The sequence below is a fragment of the Nocardia sp. NPDC024068 genome, from assembly GCF_040638875.1.
Taxonomy (GTDB): Bacteria; Actinomycetota; Actinomycetes; order Mycobacteriales; family Mycobacteriaceae; genus Nocardia.
The window spans coordinates 487,110-506,122 of the sequence record NZ_JBEZYU010000001.1 but is presented as its reverse complement, the minus strand read 5'-3'; the positions used below and the strand labels follow the sequence as shown (position 1 = coordinate 506,122).

15 protein-coding genes are annotated in these 19,013 nt (G+C 68.9%); 7 read left to right on the top strand and 8 right to left on the bottom strand.

All coding sequences use genetic code 11. From position 1 onward, the window contains the following. The first annotated feature begins 10 nt into the window (after window positions 1–10). The 5 genes from AB0F41_RS02175 to AB0F41_RS02155 all read left to right on the top strand — a co-directional run bounded on the left by AB0F41_RS02175 (window position 11) and on the right by AB0F41_RS02155 (window position 5,810). Window positions 11–1,123 (top strand): AI-2E family transporter, encoded by a 1,113-nt coding sequence (locus AB0F41_RS02175; RefSeq protein WP_357420986.1) that lies wholly within the window; start codon window positions 11–13, stop codon window positions 1,121–1,123. Window positions 1,124–1,215: 92 nt separating this feature from the next. After that, on the top strand, window positions 1,216–1,641 hold the full coding sequence (locus AB0F41_RS02170; protein ID WP_357420831.1) for a hypothetical protein: 426 nt from the start codon (window positions 1,216–1,218) through the stop codon (window positions 1,639–1,641). Between the two features lie 58 nt (window positions 1,642–1,699). Beyond that, complete coding sequence (locus AB0F41_RS02165) at window positions 1,700–3,391, top strand: SulP family inorganic anion transporter (protein WP_357420830.1); 1,692 nt, start codon at window positions 1,700–1,702, stop codon at window positions 3,389–3,391. Window positions 3,392–3,444: 53 nt separating this feature from the next. Next, entirely contained in the window at window positions 3,445–4,104 is a 660-nt protein-coding gene (locus tag AB0F41_RS02160) for a GAP family protein (protein ID WP_357420829.1), read from the top strand. Beyond that, window positions 4,101–5,810: a SulP family inorganic anion transporter gene (locus AB0F41_RS02155; protein WP_357420828.1), complete on the top strand. Its 1,710-nt coding sequence runs from the start codon at window positions 4,101–4,103 to the stop codon at window positions 5,808–5,810. Before AB0F41_RS02160 ends, AB0F41_RS02155 begins: the two co-directional genes overlap by 4 nt. Window positions 5,811–5,833: 23 nt before the next feature. On the opposite strand, the gene AB0F41_RS02150 is transcribed toward AB0F41_RS02155, so the two are convergent. Further along, on the bottom strand, window positions 5,834–6,064 hold the full coding sequence (locus tag AB0F41_RS02150) for a LapA family protein (RefSeq protein WP_357420827.1): 231 nt from the start codon (window positions 6,062–6,064) through the stop codon (window positions 5,834–5,836). 286 nt (window positions 6,065–6,350) lie between these two features. Here AB0F41_RS02150 and AB0F41_RS02145 point away from each other — a divergent pair, with 286 nt between their 5' ends. Together AB0F41_RS02145 and AB0F41_RS02140 are read left to right on the top strand one after the other, a co-directional pair. Further along, window positions 6,351–8,168 (top strand): alkyl sulfatase dimerization domain-containing protein, encoded by a 1,818-nt coding sequence (locus tag AB0F41_RS02145; RefSeq protein ID WP_357420985.1) that lies wholly within the window; start codon window positions 6,351–6,353, stop codon window positions 8,166–8,168. Between the two features lie 236 nt (window positions 8,169–8,404). After that, a complete protein-coding gene (locus AB0F41_RS02140) occupies window positions 8,405–8,815 on the top strand; it encodes a hypothetical protein (RefSeq protein ID WP_357420826.1) in 411 nt (136 codons plus the stop codon). Between the two features lie 3 nt (window positions 8,816–8,818). Here the strand turns inward: AB0F41_RS02140 and AB0F41_RS02135 are convergent, their stop codons facing one another. The 7 genes from AB0F41_RS02135 to AB0F41_RS02105 all read right to left on the bottom strand — a co-directional run bounded on the left by AB0F41_RS02135 (window position 8,819) and on the right by AB0F41_RS02105 (window position 18,882). Continuing rightward, on the bottom strand, window positions 8,819–9,538 hold the full coding sequence (locus AB0F41_RS02135; protein ID WP_357420825.1) for a response regulator: 720 nt from the start codon (window positions 9,536–9,538) through the stop codon (window positions 8,819–8,821). Next, on the bottom strand, window positions 9,538–12,081 hold the full coding sequence (locus AB0F41_RS02130) for a sensor histidine kinase KdpD (protein ID WP_357420824.1): 2,544 nt from the start codon (window positions 12,079–12,081) through the stop codon (window positions 9,538–9,540). Before AB0F41_RS02130 ends, AB0F41_RS02135 begins: the two co-directional genes overlap by 1 nt. Window positions 12,082–12,107: 26 nt before the next feature. Further along, window positions 12,108–13,049: a potassium-transporting ATPase subunit C gene (locus AB0F41_RS02125; protein ID WP_357420823.1), complete on the bottom strand. Its 942-nt coding sequence runs from the start codon at window positions 13,047–13,049 to the stop codon at window positions 12,108–12,110. Between the two features lies 1 nt (window position 13,050). Continuing rightward, entirely contained in the window at window positions 13,051–15,201 is a 2,151-nt protein-coding gene (gene kdpB, locus AB0F41_RS02120; protein WP_357420822.1) for a potassium-transporting ATPase subunit KdpB, read from the bottom strand. Beyond that, window positions 15,201–16,871 (bottom strand): potassium-transporting ATPase subunit KdpA, encoded by a 1,671-nt coding sequence (gene kdpA / locus AB0F41_RS02115; RefSeq protein ID WP_357420821.1) that lies wholly within the window; start codon window positions 16,869–16,871, stop codon window positions 15,201–15,203. The genes kdpB and kdpA overlap by 1 nt, the downstream gene beginning before the upstream one ends. Then, window positions 16,872–16,961, bottom strand: coding sequence for a potassium-transporting ATPase subunit F (locus tag AB0F41_RS02110; RefSeq protein WP_082681168.1), 90 nt, complete (start codon window positions 16,959–16,961; stop codon window positions 16,872–16,874). It lies immediately after the preceding gene. Between the two features lie 598 nt (window positions 16,962–17,559). Continuing rightward, a complete protein-coding gene (locus tag AB0F41_RS02105; RefSeq protein ID WP_357420820.1) occupies window positions 17,560–18,882 on the bottom strand; it encodes a bifunctional o-acetylhomoserine/o-acetylserine sulfhydrylase in 1,323 nt (440 codons plus the stop codon). Window positions 18,883–19,013: the final 131 nt, after the last annotated feature.

The window sequence follows — 19,013 nt, the reverse complement described above, 5'->3', positions numbered from 1 at the left end:
GGCATGGTCGATGCCGCGCGGCCTGATCGTGCTGCTCGCGGCGGCCTCGGCGGTCGTGGCGATCGGCGGTACGAAGATTTTCGCCGGTGTGCTGGGCCCGGTTTTCCTGGCGCTCATGCTCGCCGTCGCGGCGCAGCCGATCCAGACCCGGATGCAGCGCCGCGGGCTCCCGCCGTGGCTGGGCATGATCGTGGCGCTGGTGGTGGTGTACCTGCTGCTGCTGGGATTGGTCGCCGCGCTGGCGGTATCGGTCGCGCAGCTGGCGACGGCGCTGCCCGGCTACTCCGACCAGTTCGGTGATCTGCTCGACCAGGTCAGGGCACTGCTGGCCGATTTCGATATCGACAAGGAACGGATCGAGCACGCGCTGAGCGGATTCGATCTGGGCAACGCGGTCGGGGTCCTCGAATCGCTGCTGCGCGGGCTGACCGGGATCTTCTCCGATCTGGTCTTCATCCTCGCGCTGCTGTTGTTCATGGCCTTCGACGGGATGACCATCGGCCGCCGCACCGGTGCGCTGGCCACCATGCGTCCCGATATCGCGCGGGCGCTGAACGCATTCGCCGCCGGAACCCGCAAGTACCTCATCGTGTCGACGGTGTTCGGGCTCATCGTGGCGGTGCTCGACGGTGTGGCGCTGTGGTTGCTGGCGGTACCTTTCCCGCTGCTGTGGGCGCTGCTGTCGTTCATCACCAACTACATCCCGAATATCGGGTTCGTGGTGGGCCTGGTGCCGCCCGCGCTGCTGGCGCTGCTCGACGGCGGCTTCACCAAGATGATCTGGGTGATCGTGCTGTACTGCGTGTTCAACGTGGTGGTGCAGTCGGTGATCCAGCCCAAATTCGTGGGCGACGCCGTCGGCCTGAGCGTGACGGTCACCTTCCTGTCGCTGGTGTTCTGGGCGTGGGTGCTGGGTGCGCTGGGCGCGCTGCTGGCGATCCCGCTGACCCTGCTGGCCAAGGCGCTGCTGATCGATATCGATCCGTCGACCCGGTGGCTGACCCTGCTCATCAGCGATCGTGCCCCCGACCGGCCGGACCCCGAGGACCCCGGGCGACCGGATGCCGTGGACCCCGGGCCGGGGAGCGGCGGCGCCGATCCGGTCGCGAAACCGGACGGCTGAGCCCGGATCTCCGGATTCACCCGCGCCGGGTGAGGCGCGGCGTCCGCCGGGGCGCGAGAGTCGTGCCACACCTGCGCGCGGAAGGAGTGGAGATGACAACTGCACCGGACCGGAGGGCGAGTACCTCCGTCGAATCACCGCTCCGGCAGGGGGTGGCCGCCGGCACCTCGATCGGGGCGGCGATCCTGCTGCTCACCGTCGGCGTGCTGTCGCTGCTGCAAGGTATCGCGGCGCTCGCCGACAACGGGCTGTTCGTGGTCGGGACCGAGTACATCTACGAATTCGACCTGAACACCTGGGGCTGGATCCATATCGTGCTCGGCGCGGTGCTGATCATCAGCGCGCTCGGCCTGATGACGGGTACGGCGTGGGGCCGGGGTCTGGCCATCGGCATCCTCGCGCTGTCGATCCTGGCGAATTTCCTCTGGCTGCCCTATTACCCGTGGTGGTCGACGCTGGTCATCGCGCTGGATATCGTCGTGATCTGGGCCATCGCCACATGGCGGCCGCGGACCTGATCCGGCTCCCCGGCGTGGGTCCCGGCGCCAGCCGGATCCACCGCTACCGTCGGAATCCATGAAACGCCGGGTCCGGTGGCTGCGCGCGGTGCTCCCGGACGAACGGATGCGGCGCGACGACGTCTTCGCGGGCCTGGCCGGCGCCATCGGCAGCATCCCGGACGGTATGGCGGCCGGGGTGCTGGCCGGGGTCAGCCCGGTGCACGGGCTCTACGCCAGTATCGCGGGCCGGATCGCCGGTGGTTTCGCCACCGGGACCCGGCGGATGGTCGTCACCGCGACCAGTGCGTCCGCGCTGGCGGCGGGTTCGGCGCTGCTGGCTGTCCCGGCGGACAACCGTCCGGAGGCGCTGGCGCTGCTGACGCTGCTCGCCGGCATGTTCATGGTGCTGGCGGCGGTCCTGCGGCTGGGCCGCTACACGCGATTCGTCTCGCATTCGGTGATGACCGGATTTCTCGCCGGGATCGCGGCGAATATCGCCTTCGGCCAGCTCGCCGACCTCACCGGGTCCGATACCGACGCCGATATCGCCGTCGCGCGGGCGGTGCAGGTCCTCGTGCATCCGGGCCGGATCGATCTGCCGTCGCTGCTCACCGGTGTCACCGCGATCGCGCTCATGCTCGGACTCGCGCGCACCCGCCTGCGCGTCGCGGCGGCGCTGGCGGCACTGGCCGTGCCGACGGCTCTGGTGGTCGTCTTCGGGTGGGATTCGGTGGAGCGGGTGTCGGGTAGCGGCGAGATCCCCTCGGGACTGCCGAGTCTCGGCCCGCCCGACCTCACCCTGCTCAGTCCGGCTCTGATCAGCGGTGCGCTGGCGGTGGCGGTCATCGTGCTGGTCCAGGGCACCGGGGTCGCGGAGGCGGCACCCAACCTCGACGGCACCCGCGGCGAGGTCAATCGGGATTTCACCGCGCAGGGGGTGGGCAATATCGCCGCCGCGCTGGTGCGCGGGATGCCGGTCGGCGGTTCGATGGGGCAGACGGCGCTCAACGAGGTGGCGGGCGCCCGCACCCGCTGGGCCGGAATCTGGTCCGGGCTCTGGGCGCTGGCGATCCTGGCCGCGTTCGCGCCCGCGGTCGGCCGGGTGCCGATGCCGACCCTGGCCGCCGTGCTGATCGTCGCCGCGGTGGGGTCGATATCGCAGTCCCGGATCAGCGCGATCTGGAGCAGCGGTTCCAGCTCCCGGATCGCACTGGTGACCACCTTCGTCGCCACGCTGGTGCTACCGGTCGCGGCAGCCGTGGGCGTCGGCGTCGCGCTCTCGCTGCTGCTCCAGCTCAACCGTGAGGCCATGGACCTGAAGGTGGTCCGGCTACGTGCCGAGGGGCATCGGTTACGCGAAGCGCCGCGGCCGGCGACGGCATCGGACGGCGAGATCATCATCCTGGACGTCTACGGGAGCCTGTTCTACGCCGGTGCCCGGACCCTGCAGGCCCAGTTGCCCGATCCGGCCGGCGCCCGTGCCCCCGTGGTGATCCTGCGGTTACGCGGCCGCACGACCGTGAGCGCGACCTTCTTCGTGGTCGTCGCCGGCTACGCGCGGCGGCTGGCCGAACACGACGGCCGGCTCTATCTCAGCGGGGTCGATCCGCGGGTCCGCCGGTTCTGGACCGACGATCTGCTGGCGGCGCAGGGCGTGCGGCTGGAGTTCTTCCCGGCCACCGCGACCATCGGTGAATCGACCCTGGCCGCCTACGCGCAGGCCCGGGTGTGGCTGCGAGATCAGGACCGAGCGCCGGATCCGGACTGATTTCACCCGTCACGTATGACGGGACGCGCGACCCCGTTGCCTAGCGTGACGGTATGGGCACAGTGATCGGTGATCTTCTCCCGCTGGCGGTAGGAGTGGCGATCTCACCCATTCCGATCGTGGCGGCCATCCTGATGATCCTGTCGAGGCACGCGTCGGCGGCCGCGGGTGGGTTCGCCCTCGGCTGGACGCTCGGGATCGTCGTCGCGACAGAGGTGTTCATCGTGCTGGCGAGTGTGTTCGGGATTTCCTCCGATACCGGGCCCGGCACCGCCGCGGCCTGGATAAAGATCGTCCTCGGGGTGCTGTTACTCGCGTTGGCGTTCGTCCAGTGGCGGCAGCGCGCCGACACCGCCACCCCCGGATGGATGCGGGGTCTCGACGAACTGACCGCCGCCAAGGCCGTCGGGCTGGGCGCACTGCTCTCGGGTGTGAACCCGAAGAATCTACTGCTGTGCGCGTCGGCCGGTGTCGTCATCGGCTCCGCCGGATTGAGCGCGGGCGGGCAGGTCGTCGCCCTGGTGGTGTTCACCGTGATCGCCGCGGCCAGTGTGCTGGCCGTGGTGCTGGGATATGCGCTGGCGGCCGACCGGTTACGCGATGTACTCACCCGCATCCGGGCCTGGCTGGAGGCCAGCAACCATATGGTCATGGCGATCGTGCTGCTGGTGATGGGTGCGGTGGTGTTCGGCAAAGGGCTCGGCGGGCTGTGAGCGAGGGGCGGGTGGCGGCCGCGCGGTGGCAGCCCTTCGAGTCCTTGCGCGGTTACCGGAGGTCGTGGCTGCGGCCCGATGTGATCGCCGGACTCACCGTCTGGGCGGTCCTGGTCCCCGAGGCGCTGGCCTACGCGACGATCGCGGGCGTGCCGCCCGTGGTCGGTTTGTACGCGGCGGTGCCCTCCCTGGTGCTGTATGCGCTGGCGGGCAGTTCACGGCATCTGGTGGTCGGGCCGATGTCGGCCACGGCGGCGCTGTCCGCGGCGTTGATCACGCCGCTGGCGGGTGCGGACGGCGGGCGCTATATCGCCCTGACCACCGCGCTGGCCATCGCGACCGGAGTGGTGGGGTTGATCGCGGGACTGCTACGCCTCGGGTTCGTGGCCGCGTTCATCTCCGAACCGGTTCTGAAAGGGTTCATCATCGGGCTGGCGCTGGTGATCATCATCGGGCAGGTGCCCAAACTGTTCGGTATCGAAAAGCACGAGGGCAATTTCTTCGAGCAGGCGTGGGGCGTGCTGACCGGTCTCGGCGATACCCAGTGGCGCACACTGCTGGTCGGTGGTCTGAGTCTCGTGCTGGTGCTCGGCCTGAAACGCTGGTTGCCGCTCGTCCCCGGTTCGCTGGTGGCCGTGGTCGCCGGGATCGTGGCGGTCGCGCTGTTCGACCTGGACGACCACGGGGTCGAAATCGTCGGGACGATCGAATCCGGCCTGCCCGTTCCCGGCCTGCCCGACGCGGGTTTCCACGACTATCTGGATCTGCTGGGTCCCGCCGTCGGAGTCCTGCTGATCGGTTTCGCGGAAGGCCTGGGCGCGGCCAAGACCTACGCGGCCCGGGAAGGGTACGAGGTCGATCCGAACCGGGAGTTGATCGGGCTGGGCGCCGCGAACCTGGGGTCCGGGCTCAATGCCGGGATGGTCGTCAACGGCAGTCTGTCCAAAACCGCGGTCAACGGTTCGGCCGGAGCCAAGAGCCAGGTCAGCGGGTTGGTGGTGGCGGTCCTGACGGTATTCACCCTGCTGCTGCTCACCGGGCTGTTCGAACAGTTGCCGGAGGCGACGCTGGCGGCGGTGGTGATCGCGGCGGTGATCGAGCTGGTCGATATCGCGGCGCTGCGCCGCTTCTACCGGGTGTGGTCGCACTGGCTCGGCAGTATCTACGGCCATGCCGCGCGGGCGGATTTCGTCGCCGCGGTGACCGCGATGATGGGGGTCCTGATCTTCGATACGCTGCCCGGGCTGCTCATCGGTGCGGGTGTCGCCATCCTGCTGCTGGTGTACCGCACCTCGCAGCCCCATATCGCCGCGCTGGCGCCGAGCGACGGGTTGTGGCTGGATACCGCACGGCATCCCGGCCTGCGCGGGCGGCCGGAGGCGCTGGTGGTCCGGGTGGAGGCGGGGCTGTGTTTCGTGAACGCCGATTTCGTCCGGCACCGGATCGAGGAACTGTGCACCGAGCGGACCCGGCTGGTGGTGCTGGACGCCGAAACCTCGCCGGCCATCGATGTCACCGCCGCGAGCATGCTGATAGACCTGCGCGACACGCTGGCCCGGCGCCGGATCGTTTTCCGGATCGCCCGCTCCATCGGTCAGTTCGGTGAGGAACTCACGGCCGCCGAGGCGGGTAGCCACAGTATCGCCGTGTACCCGACGATCGCCGACGCGCTGGGGGATACCACCATGCCGCACGGCAAGGGCTGAAGAAGGCCGCCGGCCGGGAACGGTCAGCGGCGGGAACGCCGGAAAAGCCAGCCCGCGACCATCCCGGCCAGGAACATGATCAACAGGATCAGCCACATCGGTGAAGTGACCGTGACCAGCAGGAATTCGATATCGACCCGGTCGCGGTTCGCGAAGATGAACACCACCGCCAGGACGGTCACGACGAGTGCCAGCCACTGGTTGAGCGTGATCCGGGACAGCAGCGACTTCTTCGGGGCGGTCTGGTCGGTCATCTCGGTCCTCCGGATATGTCTCGGACGGTGCGGACTGCCCGAAGTGTGGTCCCCGTGGCGCACCGGCACCTCACCCGTGGGGGATGAGGTGCCGCCGAAGCCGGTCGCCGGGCAGCCCGCGGGCGTGGGATTTCACCCGCGACGGGCGATTGCCGCGGTGCGACGAGTGGCTAGCGTCGCCAGGGCCGGTGAGCCGAACGCCACCCCACTTGCCCGGGGAAGCCGCCGAATTTCTCACCGGTATCCGTAAGGCCGGCCGATATCGCGGAGTGAGGTAACGATGACCATGCAGGTGGACTTCGACGACACCACCGATTTCGACAACGCGTCGCGCGGTTTCGTCGCCGAACTCGATACGCCCCAGGTGCGTACGGCCGACGGCCGGGTCATCTGGGACGTCGACGCCTACCGCTTCCTGGATGGGGACTGCCCGCCCACCGCGAATCCGAGCCTGTGGCGGCAGAGCAAGCTATGCAATATCGGTGGCCTGTTCGAGGTCACCGAGGGTATCTACCAGGTGCGCAATCTGGATCTGTCGAATATGACGTTCGTCGAAGGGCGCGAGGGCGTGATCGTCATCGATCCGCTGATCTCGGCCGAAACCGCTGCCGCGGGCCTGGCCCTCTACCGTCGTCACCGGGGTGACAAACCGGTCACCGGGATGATCTACACGCATTCGCATGTGGACCATTTCGGCGGTGCCAAGGGAATTCTGCCGGAGGGACATCCCGCCGTCCCGATCCTCGCGCCCGAGGGCTTTCTCGAACACGCGGTGGCCGAGAACGTCTACGCCGGAAACGCGATGAGCAGGCGCGCGGTCTTCATGTACGGGGCCGTGCTGGCGAAAGCGCCCGATGGGCAGATCGGCACGGGGCTGGGGATGACCAACTCCACCGGTACCGTCACCCTGATCCCGCCGACCGTCGACATCACCCATACCGGTCAGGAAGAGGAGATCGACGGGGTGCGGATCGTTTTCCAGCTCACCCCCGGTACCGAGGCCCCGGCGGAGATGAATTTCCTGTTCCCCGACCGGCGCGCCCTGTGCATGGCCGAGAACGCGACCCACAACATGCACAATGTGCTGACTCTCCGTGGGGCGGTGGTGCGTGATTCGCGGATCTGGGCCCGGTATCTGGACGAGGCCATCGCGCGATTCGGCGACAAGGCCGATGTCGCCTTCGCCTCGCACCATTGGCCGACGTGGGGCCGCGAGAACTGGACGGCCTGGCTCGCCGGGCAGCGGGATATGTACTCCTATATGCACGATCAGACCCTGCGGCTGACCAATCAGGGCTTCACCGGACCCGAGATCGCCGAGCAGCTGGAGTTCCCGCCCGCGCTCGACAGCCTGTGGGCGAACCGGGGTTACTACGGTTCCACCAGCCACAACACCAAGGCGATCTATCAGCGCTATATGGGCTGGTTCGATGGCAATCCGGCGCATCTGTGGGAACATCCGCCGGTCGAACAGGCCCGCCGCTACGTCGCCGACTACGGCGGTATCGACGCGATCGTCGCGAAGGGCCGGGAGTACGCGGACGCCGGTGATACGCGGTTCGCCGCCACCCTGCTGGGCCACGCGGTCTTCGCCGAACCCGGCCACGCCGGCGCGAAGGAGGCTCTGGCGCAGGTGTACGACACCCTCGGCCACGGCTCCGAGAACGGTACCTGGCGCAACTTCTATCTGGTGGGGGCCGCCGAACTGCGGGGTGGACCCAGCCCGATCGGGGCGCAGACGGCGAGCACCGAGATGCTGGGGGCGCTGAGCCTGGACATGATCGTCGACTCCCTGGCGGTGCGGCTCGACGGGTTACGCGCGGCGGAACGGGATTTCATCATGGATTGGGAACTCACCGACGAGAACCGGGTGCACCGGATCACGGTGTCGCGAGGTGCGCTCACCCACCGCACCCCGACCCCGGAGACCCCGGCCCCCGAACCCGCGGACCTGATTCTGTCCCTGACCAGAGCGCAACTATTGGGTGCGGTCGTCGGCGGAGGGCTGGACGGGATCACGATGAAGGGCGACGAGACTCTGCTCGAATGGTTCCTCGGGCTGCTCGACAACCCGGACCCGCGATTCCCCATCGTCACCCCGTGAGAGCGGGCGCGGTTCCCGCCCGGCCGGGTGCGCCCGGTCCCGGCGGGAGCGCGGGGCCCGGTCGCGCACCCCGGAGGGCGACGTTCCGGCGGCCCGCGCGGACACCGGTTCACCCCCGGAGGGTGATCATTGCGGCCGCCGGTCCGGGGAGGGTGAGGGCACCCGGCGCGCCGGTGCCCAGGTCCCGGCGCGCCGGTGCAGTCCACGGCACGGCACGGCAGGAGGTGAACGCGCGGATGCAGTCGAAGTTCCGGGAGCGCAGGCCCGCCGGATCGGCTTTCGCGGCGGCCGGTTCCGTGGCGGTCGCGGTGCTGCTGCTCGGTCTGGCGGTGCTGGAGCTGGTGCAGGGGATCGCGGTCGCCCGGGAAGCGTCCTGGCTGTCGTCGGTACCGCGCTACCGCTACCGCTTCTCGTCGACCACCTGGACCTGGATCCATATCGTCGACAGCATTGTGCTGACAGTGGTCGGTATCGGCCTGCTCGCCGGTGCCGCCCGGGCCCGGACGGCCACCGTGGTCCTGGCGGCGGTCACCATCGCGATCAACTTCCTGTGGCTGCCCCGGGCGCCCCTCTGGTCGATCATCGTGATCGCGGGGTGCGCGATCGCCATCTGGGCGGTCACCGCGTGGCGCCCCGAGGAGATGTAGGGACTACGCACGGAAGCGGTGTCCCATTCCGGGTTCGGTGAGCAGATGCCGCGGATGGGAGGGGTCGTCCTCGAGCTTGCGCCGCAACTGGGCCATATAGACGCGCAGATAGTGGGTTTCGGTCTGGTAGGCCGGACCCCAGACCTCGCGCAGCAGTTCGGTGCGGCCCACCAGCTTTCCGCGGTTGCGCACCAGCATCTCCAGTACGCCCCACTCGGTGGGGGTCAGATGCACTTCGGCGCCGCCTTTGACGACCTTCTTCGCCGACAGGTCGACGGTGAACGAATCGGTCGTCACTATCGGTTCGTCGGTTTCGGCCGACGCCGCCGCACGCCGCAGTGCCGCGCGCAGCCGGGCCAGGAACTCATCCATACCGAACGGTTTGGTGATGTAGTCGTCGGCGCCGGCGTCCAGCGCGTCGACCTTGTCGGCCGAATCGGTGCGGGCCGAGAGCACGATCACCGGGACCCGGGTCCAGCCGCGTAACCCGGCCAGCACCTCGATACCGTCGATATCGGGGAGCCCCAGATCCAGGACCACCGCGTCGGGCCGGCGTTCGGTGGCGGCGCGCAACGCGCCGGCACCGGTGGACGCGGTCACCACCTCGTATCCGCGCACCGACAGGTTGATCCGCATGGCGCGCAGTATCTGCGGTTCGTCGTCGACCACCAGAACGGTCGGATGCGGGCCCTGCTCCTGCCCGGACTCCGGCGCGGACTTCATCACGGCACCTCCGTAGGCAGCGGGTCGTCGCCGACGTTACCGGTCGCGTTCGCGAGTTCGACGGTGACCGTCAGCCCGCCGCCGGGTGTCGGCCCGGCGGCCACCGAACCGCCCATGGCGACCACGAATCCGCGGACCACCGAGAGTCCCAGGCCCAGTCCACTGGTGTTGTCGCGGTCACCGAGTTGCTGGAACTGGTCGAAGACCCGCTCCGGGTCGGTACCCGGGAGCCCGGGTCCGTGATCGACGACCCGGACGACCACCTGACCGTCCACTGTGGTGGCATCCACCTTGACGGGGGATTCCGCACCGTAGCGCAGGGCGTTGTCGACGAGGTTGGCCAGCACGCGTTCGAGCAGGTCGGGGTCGGCTTGGACCGCTGTCGGCCCCACCCGCACCGTGACCCGGTCCAGCGCGCCCCGGCGCGCGCCCCGCGGGCTGACTCCGACGCTGACCAGTGCCCGGTGCACCACTTCGTCCAGATAGACCGGCCGCAGCGTCGGGCGCACTACGCCCGCGGCCAGCCGGGAGGAATCGAGAAGATTACCCACCAGCGCGGTGAGCTGATCGGCCGATTCCTCCACCGTGGCCAGTAATTCGGCACGATCATCGGCGGAGAACTCCACATCGTCGGAGCGCAGGCTCGAGATGGCCGCCTTCACCGCCGCCAGCGGGGTACGCAGATCGTGGCTCACCGCCGACAGCAGATCGCGTCGTAACCGATCGGCTTCGGCCAGCGCCGCCGCCTCGTTGGCCTCTTCGGCCAGTTGCTGCTGCCGGACCAGTCCGGCGGCCTGGTTGGCGACCGCCTCCAGCACCCGGCGATCGCGCGCCCGCAGGGTCGGCCCGGCGAGCAGCAACCGGAAGTCGCCGTCGTGGACCTCTACCGCGGTATCGGCGTCGCCGGCGCTTCCGGGCGGGTCCGCGCCGACGGCCGCGATCACCGCGCCGTCTCCGTGTCGCAGGCATACCGCGCGCTGGCCGTAAGTCTGGCGTAGGCGCTCCAGCAGCGCGGTGAGATCGGCCCCGCGCAGTACCGAACCCGCGAACAGGGCGAGCAGCTCGGCCTCCCGAGAAGCCTGACCGGCCTGCTCGGCCCGGCGCGCGGCCGTGTCGACCAGTACCGCGACCGCGACCGCGACGACGAGCAACAGCAGCGCGGGCAGGAAGCTGTTCGGTTCGGACACACTGATGCTGTACCGGGGATCGGTGAACAGCACATTCAGCAGGACGCCCGCGATCAGCGCGGCGGCGATCGCGGGCAACACTCCGCCGAACAGCGCCACCGCGAGCACCGCGACGAAGAACAGCGCGCCCTCGCTCACCAGATCCAGGTAAGGGTCCAGCCAGACCGCGATCGATGCCGCGATCAGTGAAGGCACCGCCAGCGCCGCGATCCAGGAGGCGGTGCGCCGGCGCAGCGGCCGCCACCGGCGTCGCTTCCGCCGGCCCGCTTCCTCATGGGTGACCATATGGACATCGATCGCCCCGGAGCGCTGCACCACCTCGGCGCCGATGCCCTCGTCGAACATCCGGGCCCAGCGCGAACGCCGCGAGGTTCCCAGAACCAGCTGGGTCGCGTTGACCAGACGGGCGAATTCCAGCAGGGCAGCCGGAACGTCGTCGCCCACGACCGTATGCAGTTCCGCGCCGAGATGGCCGGCCAGCGACCGCACCACGGCCATCTGCGGTGCGGCCACACCGGCCAGGCCGTCCCCGCGCACCACGTGCACGACGATCAGCTCGGCGCTGGACTTGGCCGCGATCCGGCCCGCCCGGCGCACCAGCGTCTCCGACTCCCGCCCGCCGGTGACCGCCACCACCACTCGTTCCCGGGCCTCCCAGGTCTTGGTGATCCGGTGGTCGGCGCGGTATTTCGCGAGGGCGGCGTCCACCTGGTCGGCGAGCCAGAGCAGGGCCAGTTCGCGCAGCGCGGTGAGATTGCCGCGCCGGAAATAGTGCGCCAGCGCCGCGTCGGCCTTCTCGGGCGCGTACACATTGCCCAGCGAGATCCGGCGCTGTAAGGCCTCCGGGGTGATATCGACCAGTTCGATCTGGTCGGCGGCCCGGACCACCGCGTCGGGAACGGTTTCGCGCTGGGTGACACCGGTGATCTGCTCCACCACATCGTTGAGACCCTCGAGGTGCTGGATGTTCACGGTGGACACCACATCGATCCCGGCGGCCAGCAACTCCTGGACATCCTGGTAGCGCTTGGCATTGCGGCTGCCCGGGGTGTTGGTATGCGCGAGTTCGTCCACCAGCACCAGATCGGGCCGCCGGGCCAGCACCGCGTCCACATCCAGCTCGTATTGCACCGTGCCGCGGTAGGGGATCGTCAGGCGGGGGAGCTGTTCGAGGCCCTCCAGGAGATCCGCTGTCTGCTCGCGGCCGTGCGTTTCCACCACTGCCGCCACGACGTCCTGCCCGCGGCGCAGGCGGCGGTGCGCCTCCCCGAGCATCGCGTAGGTTTTGCCGACCCCGGGTGCTGCGCCGAGATAGATGCGCAGTTCACCCGGGGTGCGGTCGTGTGTGGTGCTCACGTCGGCATCATGTCACCGTGCACGGTTCACGCGCCCGCGGCGGTGCCGGATACCGGGTAACGGCGATCCAGATCGAGATTGAGTTCCAGGACGTTCACCCGGGGTTCGCCGAGGAATCCGAGCTCGCGGCCGGTGGTATGGGCCGCGATCACATCCCGCACCGCCGCCGGATCGATACCGCGGGCGGCGGCCACCCGGGCGGTCTGGATCTCGGCGTAACGGGGCGAGATATGCGGGTCCAGACCGCTGCCGCTGCTGGTCACCGCGTCGGCGGGGACCGCGGGATCCGCGGGGGCGTCGCCCCTGACCGGAACGATCCGGCCCGCCGAGTAGTCCTCGCCGTAGCGCGCGCATTCCACCGGCACACCCTGGTACTCGGTACGGAACACCGAAGTCCGCCGGCCCGCGGCACAGGGTTCGTTCACGCTGACCACCCGCCGCGGGGTCAAAGTCCCGTCGTGGTGATGGTCACCGAGCACGGCCAATACCGCACCGACGCCGTCCGGCGTGCAGAACGGGCGCGATCCGTCCAGGCCTTCGCGCAGGCCGATCTCGTGGCTGCGGGTGCAGACCCGGGTGAGCAGGCTCGGCGCGAAACCCGCCGCCTCGGGGTCGGATCCGGCCGCGAGGAGAGCCGGGTCGGCGGGGGTGTCGACGATATCCTCGGGGCCGAGATTGCTGCCGCCGGAGGCGAGCCCGTCGTATCCGGCACCGGCCGCCGAGGGCCGGCTCTGGAAATACCACGCGATGGGTGCGCCGTCGGCGTCGGTGAAGGACTGGCCGATCAGCGAACTGCCGGCGATCCGGCCGTCGTCCCATACGAGGGAACCGTGTGATTTGTCGTGCAGGCCCGGTAATTGTCCCAGCGCCCATACCGAGGCGGGGTAGAGCAGGCCGGTCAGCACGGTCAGCACCAGCAGCGCGCGCAGCGCCGCGACATGCTGTCGGATGAGTTCGGAAATACGCATATCAGGCCATCCCGGGAAGGAACTGGACGAGCAGGTCGATGAGTTTGATCCCCAGGAACGGCGCGATGATCCCGCCCAGTCCGTAGATCGACAGGTTGCGGCTCAGCAGGCTCGACGCACTGCTGGGCGTGTACTGCACCCCGCGCAGCGCCAGCGGGATCAGCGCGACGATCACCAGGGCGTTGAAGATCACCGCGGACAGGATCGCCGACTGCGGGCTGGCCAGTCGCATCACGTTCAACAGATCCAGGCCAGGGAACAGGCCCACGAACAGAGCCGGGATGATCGCGAAGTACTTGGCGATATCGTTGGCGATCGAGAATGTGGTCAGCGCGCCGCGGGTGATCAGCAACTGTTTGCCGATCTCGACGATCTCGATCAGTTTGGTGGGATCGGAGTCCAGATCCACCATGTTCCCGGCTTCTTTGGCGGCCGAGGTCCCGGTGTTCATCGCCACACCCACGTCGGCCTGGGCCAGCGCGGGCGCGTCGTTGGTGCCGTCGCCGGTCATCGCGACCAGCCGGCCGCCCTGCTGCTCGCGTTTGATCAGCGCCAGCTTGTCCTCCGGGGTGGCCTCGGCGAGGAAATCGTCCACGCCGGCCTCGTCGGCGATGGCCTTGGCGGTGCGCGGGTTGTCGCCGGTGATCATCACGGTTCGGATGCCCATCCGGCGCATCTGCGCGAAGCGTTCCCGCATTCCGTCTTTCACCACATCCTTCAGGTGGATGACGCCGAGAACAGTCGCCCGGCCGTCGCGAACCTCGCCCACCACCAGGGGGGTGCCCCCCGAACCGGAGATCTCGTCGACGACGCGGTCCAGTTCCGCGGGAACGGTGCCGCCCTCGGCGCGGATCCAGTCGGCGACCGAATTGGCGGCGCCCTTACGCAACCGGTGGTCGTCCACGTCCACCCCCGACATCCGGGTGGCGGCGGTGAACGGTACCCAGTGGGCGTGGGTGAGCTCGCCCGGTGTGCGTTCCCGCAGACCGAAGACCTCCTTGGCGTAGACCACGATCGACCGCCCCTCGGGAGTCTCGTCGGCGAGGCTGGCCAGTTGTGCCGCGTCGGCCAGTCGCGCGGCGTCCACGGCATCGCCGACCGGGACGAAATCCGCGGCCTGCCGGTTACCGAGGGTGATGGTGCCGGTCTTGTCCAGCAGCAGAGTGTTCACGTCACCGGACGCCTCGACTGCGCGACCCGACATCGCGAGTACGTTGCGCTGCACCAGCCGGTCCATCCCCGCGATCCCGATGGCCGACAGCAGCGCTCCGATGGTGGTCGGGATCAGGCAGACCAGCAGCGAGACCAGCACGATCCCCGTGATCCCGTGCGCGTCCAGCGCCGGGCCGTCCGGTACGCCGGGATTGTTCGACTTGGCGAAGATCGCCAGCGGCTGCAGGGTGGCCACCGCGATGACGAACACGATGGTCAGGGCCGCCAGCAGGATGTTCAGGGCGATCTCGTTCGGCGTCTTCTGCCGGGCGGCGCCCTCGACCAGGGCGATCATCTTGTCGATGAAGCTCTGCCCCGGTTCCTGGGTGATCCGGACGACGATCCGGTCGGAGAGCACCGTGGTACCGCCGGTCACCGCCGACCGGTCGCCGCCGGATTCCCGGATCACCGGCGCGGATTCGCCGGTTATGGCGGATTCGTCCACGGAGGCGATGCCCTCGACGACATCGCCGTCGCCGGGAATCACCTGGCCCGCCTCGACCACGACATGATCGCCGCGACGCAGCTCGGGCGCCGGCACGCTTTCCTCGACACCGGCCGCGCCGGCCTGCCAGCCGAGCAGTCGCCGGGCCACCGCATCGGCCTTGGCCTTGCGCAGCGTATCGGCCTGCGCCTTACCGCGACCTTCCGCGACGGCCTCGGCGAGATTGGCGAACAGTACGGTCGCCCACAACCACACCACGATGGCCCAGGCGAAGAAACCGGGATCGGTGACGGCGAGCACGGTCGCCCACACGGCACCGATCTCGACGATGAACATCACCGGATTGCGCCACAGGGTGCGGGGATCCAGTTTGCGCAGGGCCTGTGGCAGCGAGGCGGCCAGCATGCGCGGATCGAGCAGGCCGCCGCGGCCGCGGCTCCGGCCGGACTGCGGTCCGGGCGCCACACCGGCCTTTTCGACAGTGGGAGCGGACATCAATGGATTCCTTCGGCGAGAGGCCCGAGCGCCAGCGCGGGCAGGAAGGTGAGGGCGACCAGGATGACGGTGACCCCGACGACGAGGCCGACGAACTGCGGTCGATGGGTCGGCAGGGTCCCGTCCGAGGCGGGGGTGGTGCCCTGCCGGGCCAGTGAACCGGCCAGGGCCAGCACCAGGATTATCGGGAGGAACCGGCCGAAGAGCATGGCGAGGCCGAGCGCGGTGTTGAACCACTCGGTGTTACCGGACAGACCCGCGAACGCGGAGCCGTTGTTGTTACCGGCGGAGGTGAACGCGTACAGCACTTCCGAGAGGCCGTGCGGTCCGGAGTTCAGCATGGACGCGCGCTGACCGGGCATCGCCATCGCCAGTCCCGTGCCGACGAGCACGACCACCGGCGTCACCAGGAAGTACGCCGCGGCGAGTTTGATCTCGCGCGGGGTGATCTTCTTACCGAGATACTCCGGCGTGCGCCCGACCATCAGTCCGGCGACGAATACGGTGATCACCGCGAGCACCAGCATTCCGTAGAGACCCGACCCCACCCCGCCCGGAGCGACTTCCCCGAGTTGCATATTGAACATCAGCACCATGCCGCCGAGGCTCGTATAGGAGTCGTGCATCGAATCCACCGAGCCCGTCGAGGTCAGGGTGGTGGCCGCCGCGAAGGCCGCCGAATTGGCCACCCCGAAGCGTTGTTCCACACCCTCGGAGGCGGCTCCGACCGCGGTCGGCACGGTCCCGTGGTGCTGGAGCTGGAACAGGCTGACGAAGGTCATGCTGAGCAGGGCGAGTACGGCCATCACGGACGCGATCGCATAACCCTGTTTCCGGCTGCCGACCATGCGACCGAAGGTCCGGGGCAGCGAGAAGGCGATCACCATCAGCAGGAAGATCTCGAGCCAGTTGGTCCACGCGACCGGATTCTCGAAGGGGTGCGCGGAGTTGGCGTTGAAGAATCCGCCACCGTTGGTGCCCAGGTCCTTGATGGCCTCCTGGCTCGCGACCAGCCCGCCCGGCAAGGTCTGCTGAGTACCGTTCAGTGTCGCCGCTACCTGATCGTGCAGGTGGAAGTTCTGGATCACTCCGCCGCCGATCAGTACCACGGCGGCCACGGCGGAGATCGGCAGCAGGATGCGCACCGTACCGCGGACCAGATCGACCCAGAAGTTGCCGAGTGTCCCCGCCCGGGCTCGCGCCAGACCGCGGACCACGGCCATCGCGACCGCCATCCCGACCGCGGCCGAGACGAAATTCTGCACGGTCAGCCCGGCGGCCTGGGCCAGATGGCCGAGCGTGGACTCGCCCGAGTAGTTCTGCCAGTTCGTATTGGTGACGAAACTGACCGCGGTGTTCCAGGCCAGCGCCGCGGTCATCGGGGTGGCCGGGTCCTGCGGGAACAAGGGCAGTTTGTCCTGGACGAGCAGCAGCGCGAACAGGAAGACGACGCCGACGGCGGAGAAGGCCAGAACACTGCGGGCGTATCCGCCCCAGGTCTGTTCACGGTCGGGATCGGCGCCGATCAATCGGTAGACCGCCTGTTCGAAACGGGAGTGCCCGGTGCGGGTGTAGACGCGGTACATATAGTCCCCCAGCGGGACGTGGACCACGGCCAGCGCGATCACCAGGGCAGCGAGGAACACGATCCCCGCGGTGGTGGTACTCACTCAGAACCTCTCGGGAAACAGCAGGGCGGCCACCAGGAATGCGGTCACCAGAACAGCCAGGACGAGTCCCACGGCATTGACGACGTTCACAATCGCTCCACCATCCGCTGCACCACACCGAGCACACCGAATACCGCGATCGTGACCAAGAGAAAGGCCAGGATCGACACTGTCGCCTCCGTTCCGGGAACCTGGGGCAGCGCGACACAACCGAACCGGCTGCGGCTGCCGAACCGGATCGAAACTACGAGCCGTGGGACCCGGCGCCGCCGACGTTGACGGCTCCTTTACGCCCGCACTTCCGGCATTGACGCGTTCCTTGCGTGCCGCCGCCACGTTCCGGCGCGCGGACATATTCGGATCGTGACCTCGAATTGCGCCGCCACCGGGACCGGTGAGCGCACCCTGTACGGAGACCGCACGCGCGGAACGACCACCAGTTCGGATCTGCCGATCACCCCGCGGAGGACCGTCCATGCATCCGTTCGACTATCAGCCGCTCGATCTGCTCCAGGCCGTGATCCTGGCCGTGCGGTGTGTCCTGCACGTCTATTCCTCGGGCACTCCCTGCGTGCCGATCTGAGCGGGCCGACCGCCCCGGCCCGGTCATCCGGTTCCGGTGCACGGAAACGGAAAGCCGGGCCCGCCACGTGGCGGGCCCGGCTTTCCGGTGGGGCGGGAGCGGACGCTACCCGGCGGCGTCGAATCCGGCGCGCAGATCCGCGAGGATATCGTCGATGCCCTCGATTCCCACCGCGAGCCGCACCAGGCCGGGCGTGACGCCGGAACTGAGCTGTTCCTCGGGAGTCAACTGGGAGTGGGTGGTCGAGGCGGGATGGATCACCAGCGAGCGGACATCACCGATATTGGCGACATGGCTGTGCAGGGTCAGGGCCTCGACGAACCGTTTGCCTGCGTCCACCCCGCCGGCCAGTTCGAACCCGACCACCGCGCCGGTACCCCGCGGCGCCAGCTGCTTACCGCGCTCGTACCAGGGCGAGGACGGCAGACCCGCATAGGACACCGTGGTCACCTCCGGCCGGCCGGCCAGGAACTCCGCCACCGCCTGCGCGTTCTGGACATGCCGCTCCACCCGCAGGCTCAAGGTCTCCAGACCCTGGCTGATCAGGAAGGCGTTGAACGGGGCGATGGCCGCGCCCAGGTCGCGCAGCAGCTGTACCCGCGCCTTCAATGCGAAGGCAGGCGCGCCGAGGTCGGCGAAAACGGCGCCGTGGTAGCTCGGGTCGGGTTCGGTGAACCCGGGGAAGCGCGGCGCGTCACCGGCGCGGACGGTCCAGTCGAAGGTGCCGCCGTCGACGATCACGCCCGCGATGGCCGCGCCGTGCCCGCCCAGGTACTTCGTCGCCGAATGCACGACGATATCGGCGCCGTGCTCGAGGGGCTTGATCAGATACGGGGTGGCGACCGTGTTGTCGACGATCAGCGGTACGCCCGCGGTGTGCGCGGCCTCGGCCACCCCGGGGATATCGAAGATATGGTTCTGCGGGTTGGAGACGGTCTCGCCGTAGAACGCCTTGGTATTCGGCCGGACCGCCGCGGCCCACTGGCCGAGATCGTCGGGATCGTCCACGAACGAGACCTCGATACCCAGTTTGGGCAGCGTGTAGTGGAACAGGTTGTAGGTGCCGCCGTACAGGCGCGGACTGGAGACTATGTGGTCACCGGCACCGGCGAGGTTCAGGATCGCCAGGGTTTCGGCGGCCTGACCGGACGACAGCAGCAGGGCGGCGACGCCACCCTCGAGGGCCGCGATGCGCTGCTCCACCGCGTCCTGCGTCGGATTCATGATCCGGGTGTAGATATTGCCCGGCTCCGCCAGCCCGAACAGCGCCGCCGCGTGCTCGGTATCGCGGAATGTGTACGAGGTGGTCTGGTAGATCGGCAGGGCACGGGCGCTGGTGGTGCCGTCCGGGACCTGCCCGACGTGGATCTGCTTGGTCTCGAAACTCCAGGCGGCGGAGGGGTCGGCCGGTGGGGTGGAATCGGTCATCGCGAAGTCTCCTGTCGGTGGGTGTACAGCCGATCGCGCCGGGGTGCGCGGTGAATCCGATTCGGGCAGCGCGCGTTCCGGCCTGCCGCGGCCGTGCGCCGCTGCGGCCCGTTCACGCTAGGGCCACTGCG

What these genes read in the sequence shown, in the direction of transcription:
- AB0F41_RS02175 (WP_357420986.1), top strand. Translation starts at nt 11, where the DNA reads ATGCCGCGCGGCCTGATCGTGCTGCTCGCGGCGGCCTCGGCGGTCGTG.
- AB0F41_RS02170 (WP_357420831.1), top strand. Translation starts at nt 1,216, where the DNA reads ATGACAACTGCACCGGACCGGAGGGCGAGTACCTCCGTCGAATCACCG.
- AB0F41_RS02165 (WP_357420830.1), top strand. Translation starts at nt 1,700, where the DNA reads ATGAAACGCCGGGTCCGGTGGCTGCGCGCGGTGCTCCCGGACGAACGG.
- AB0F41_RS02160 (WP_357420829.1), top strand. Translation starts at nt 3,445, where the DNA reads ATGGGCACAGTGATCGGTGATCTTCTCCCGCTGGCGGTAGGAGTGGCG.
- AB0F41_RS02150 (WP_357420827.1), bottom strand. Translation starts at nt 6,064, where the DNA reads ATGACCGACCAGACCGCCCCGAAGAAGTCGCTGCTGTCCCGGATCACG.
- AB0F41_RS02145 (WP_357420985.1), top strand. Translation starts at nt 6,351, where the DNA reads ATGCAGGTGGACTTCGACGACACCACCGATTTCGACAACGCGTCGCGC.
- AB0F41_RS02140 (WP_357420826.1), top strand. Translation starts at nt 8,405, where the DNA reads ATGCAGTCGAAGTTCCGGGAGCGCAGGCCCGCCGGATCGGCTTTCGCG.
- AB0F41_RS02135 (WP_357420825.1), bottom strand. Translation starts at nt 9,538, where the DNA reads ATGAAGTCCGCGCCGGAGTCCGGGCAGGAGCAGGGCCCGCATCCGACC.
- AB0F41_RS02125 (WP_357420823.1), bottom strand. Translation starts at nt 13,049, where the DNA reads ATGCGTATTTCCGAACTCATCCGACAGCATGTCGCGGCGCTGCGCGCG.
- kdpB (WP_357420822.1), bottom strand. Translation starts at nt 15,201, where the DNA reads ATGTCCGCTCCCACTGTCGAAAAGGCCGGTGTGGCGCCCGGACCGCAG.
- AB0F41_RS02105 (WP_357420820.1), bottom strand. Translation starts at nt 18,882, where the DNA reads ATGACCGATTCCACCCCACCGGCCGACCCCTCCGCCGCCTGGAGTTTC.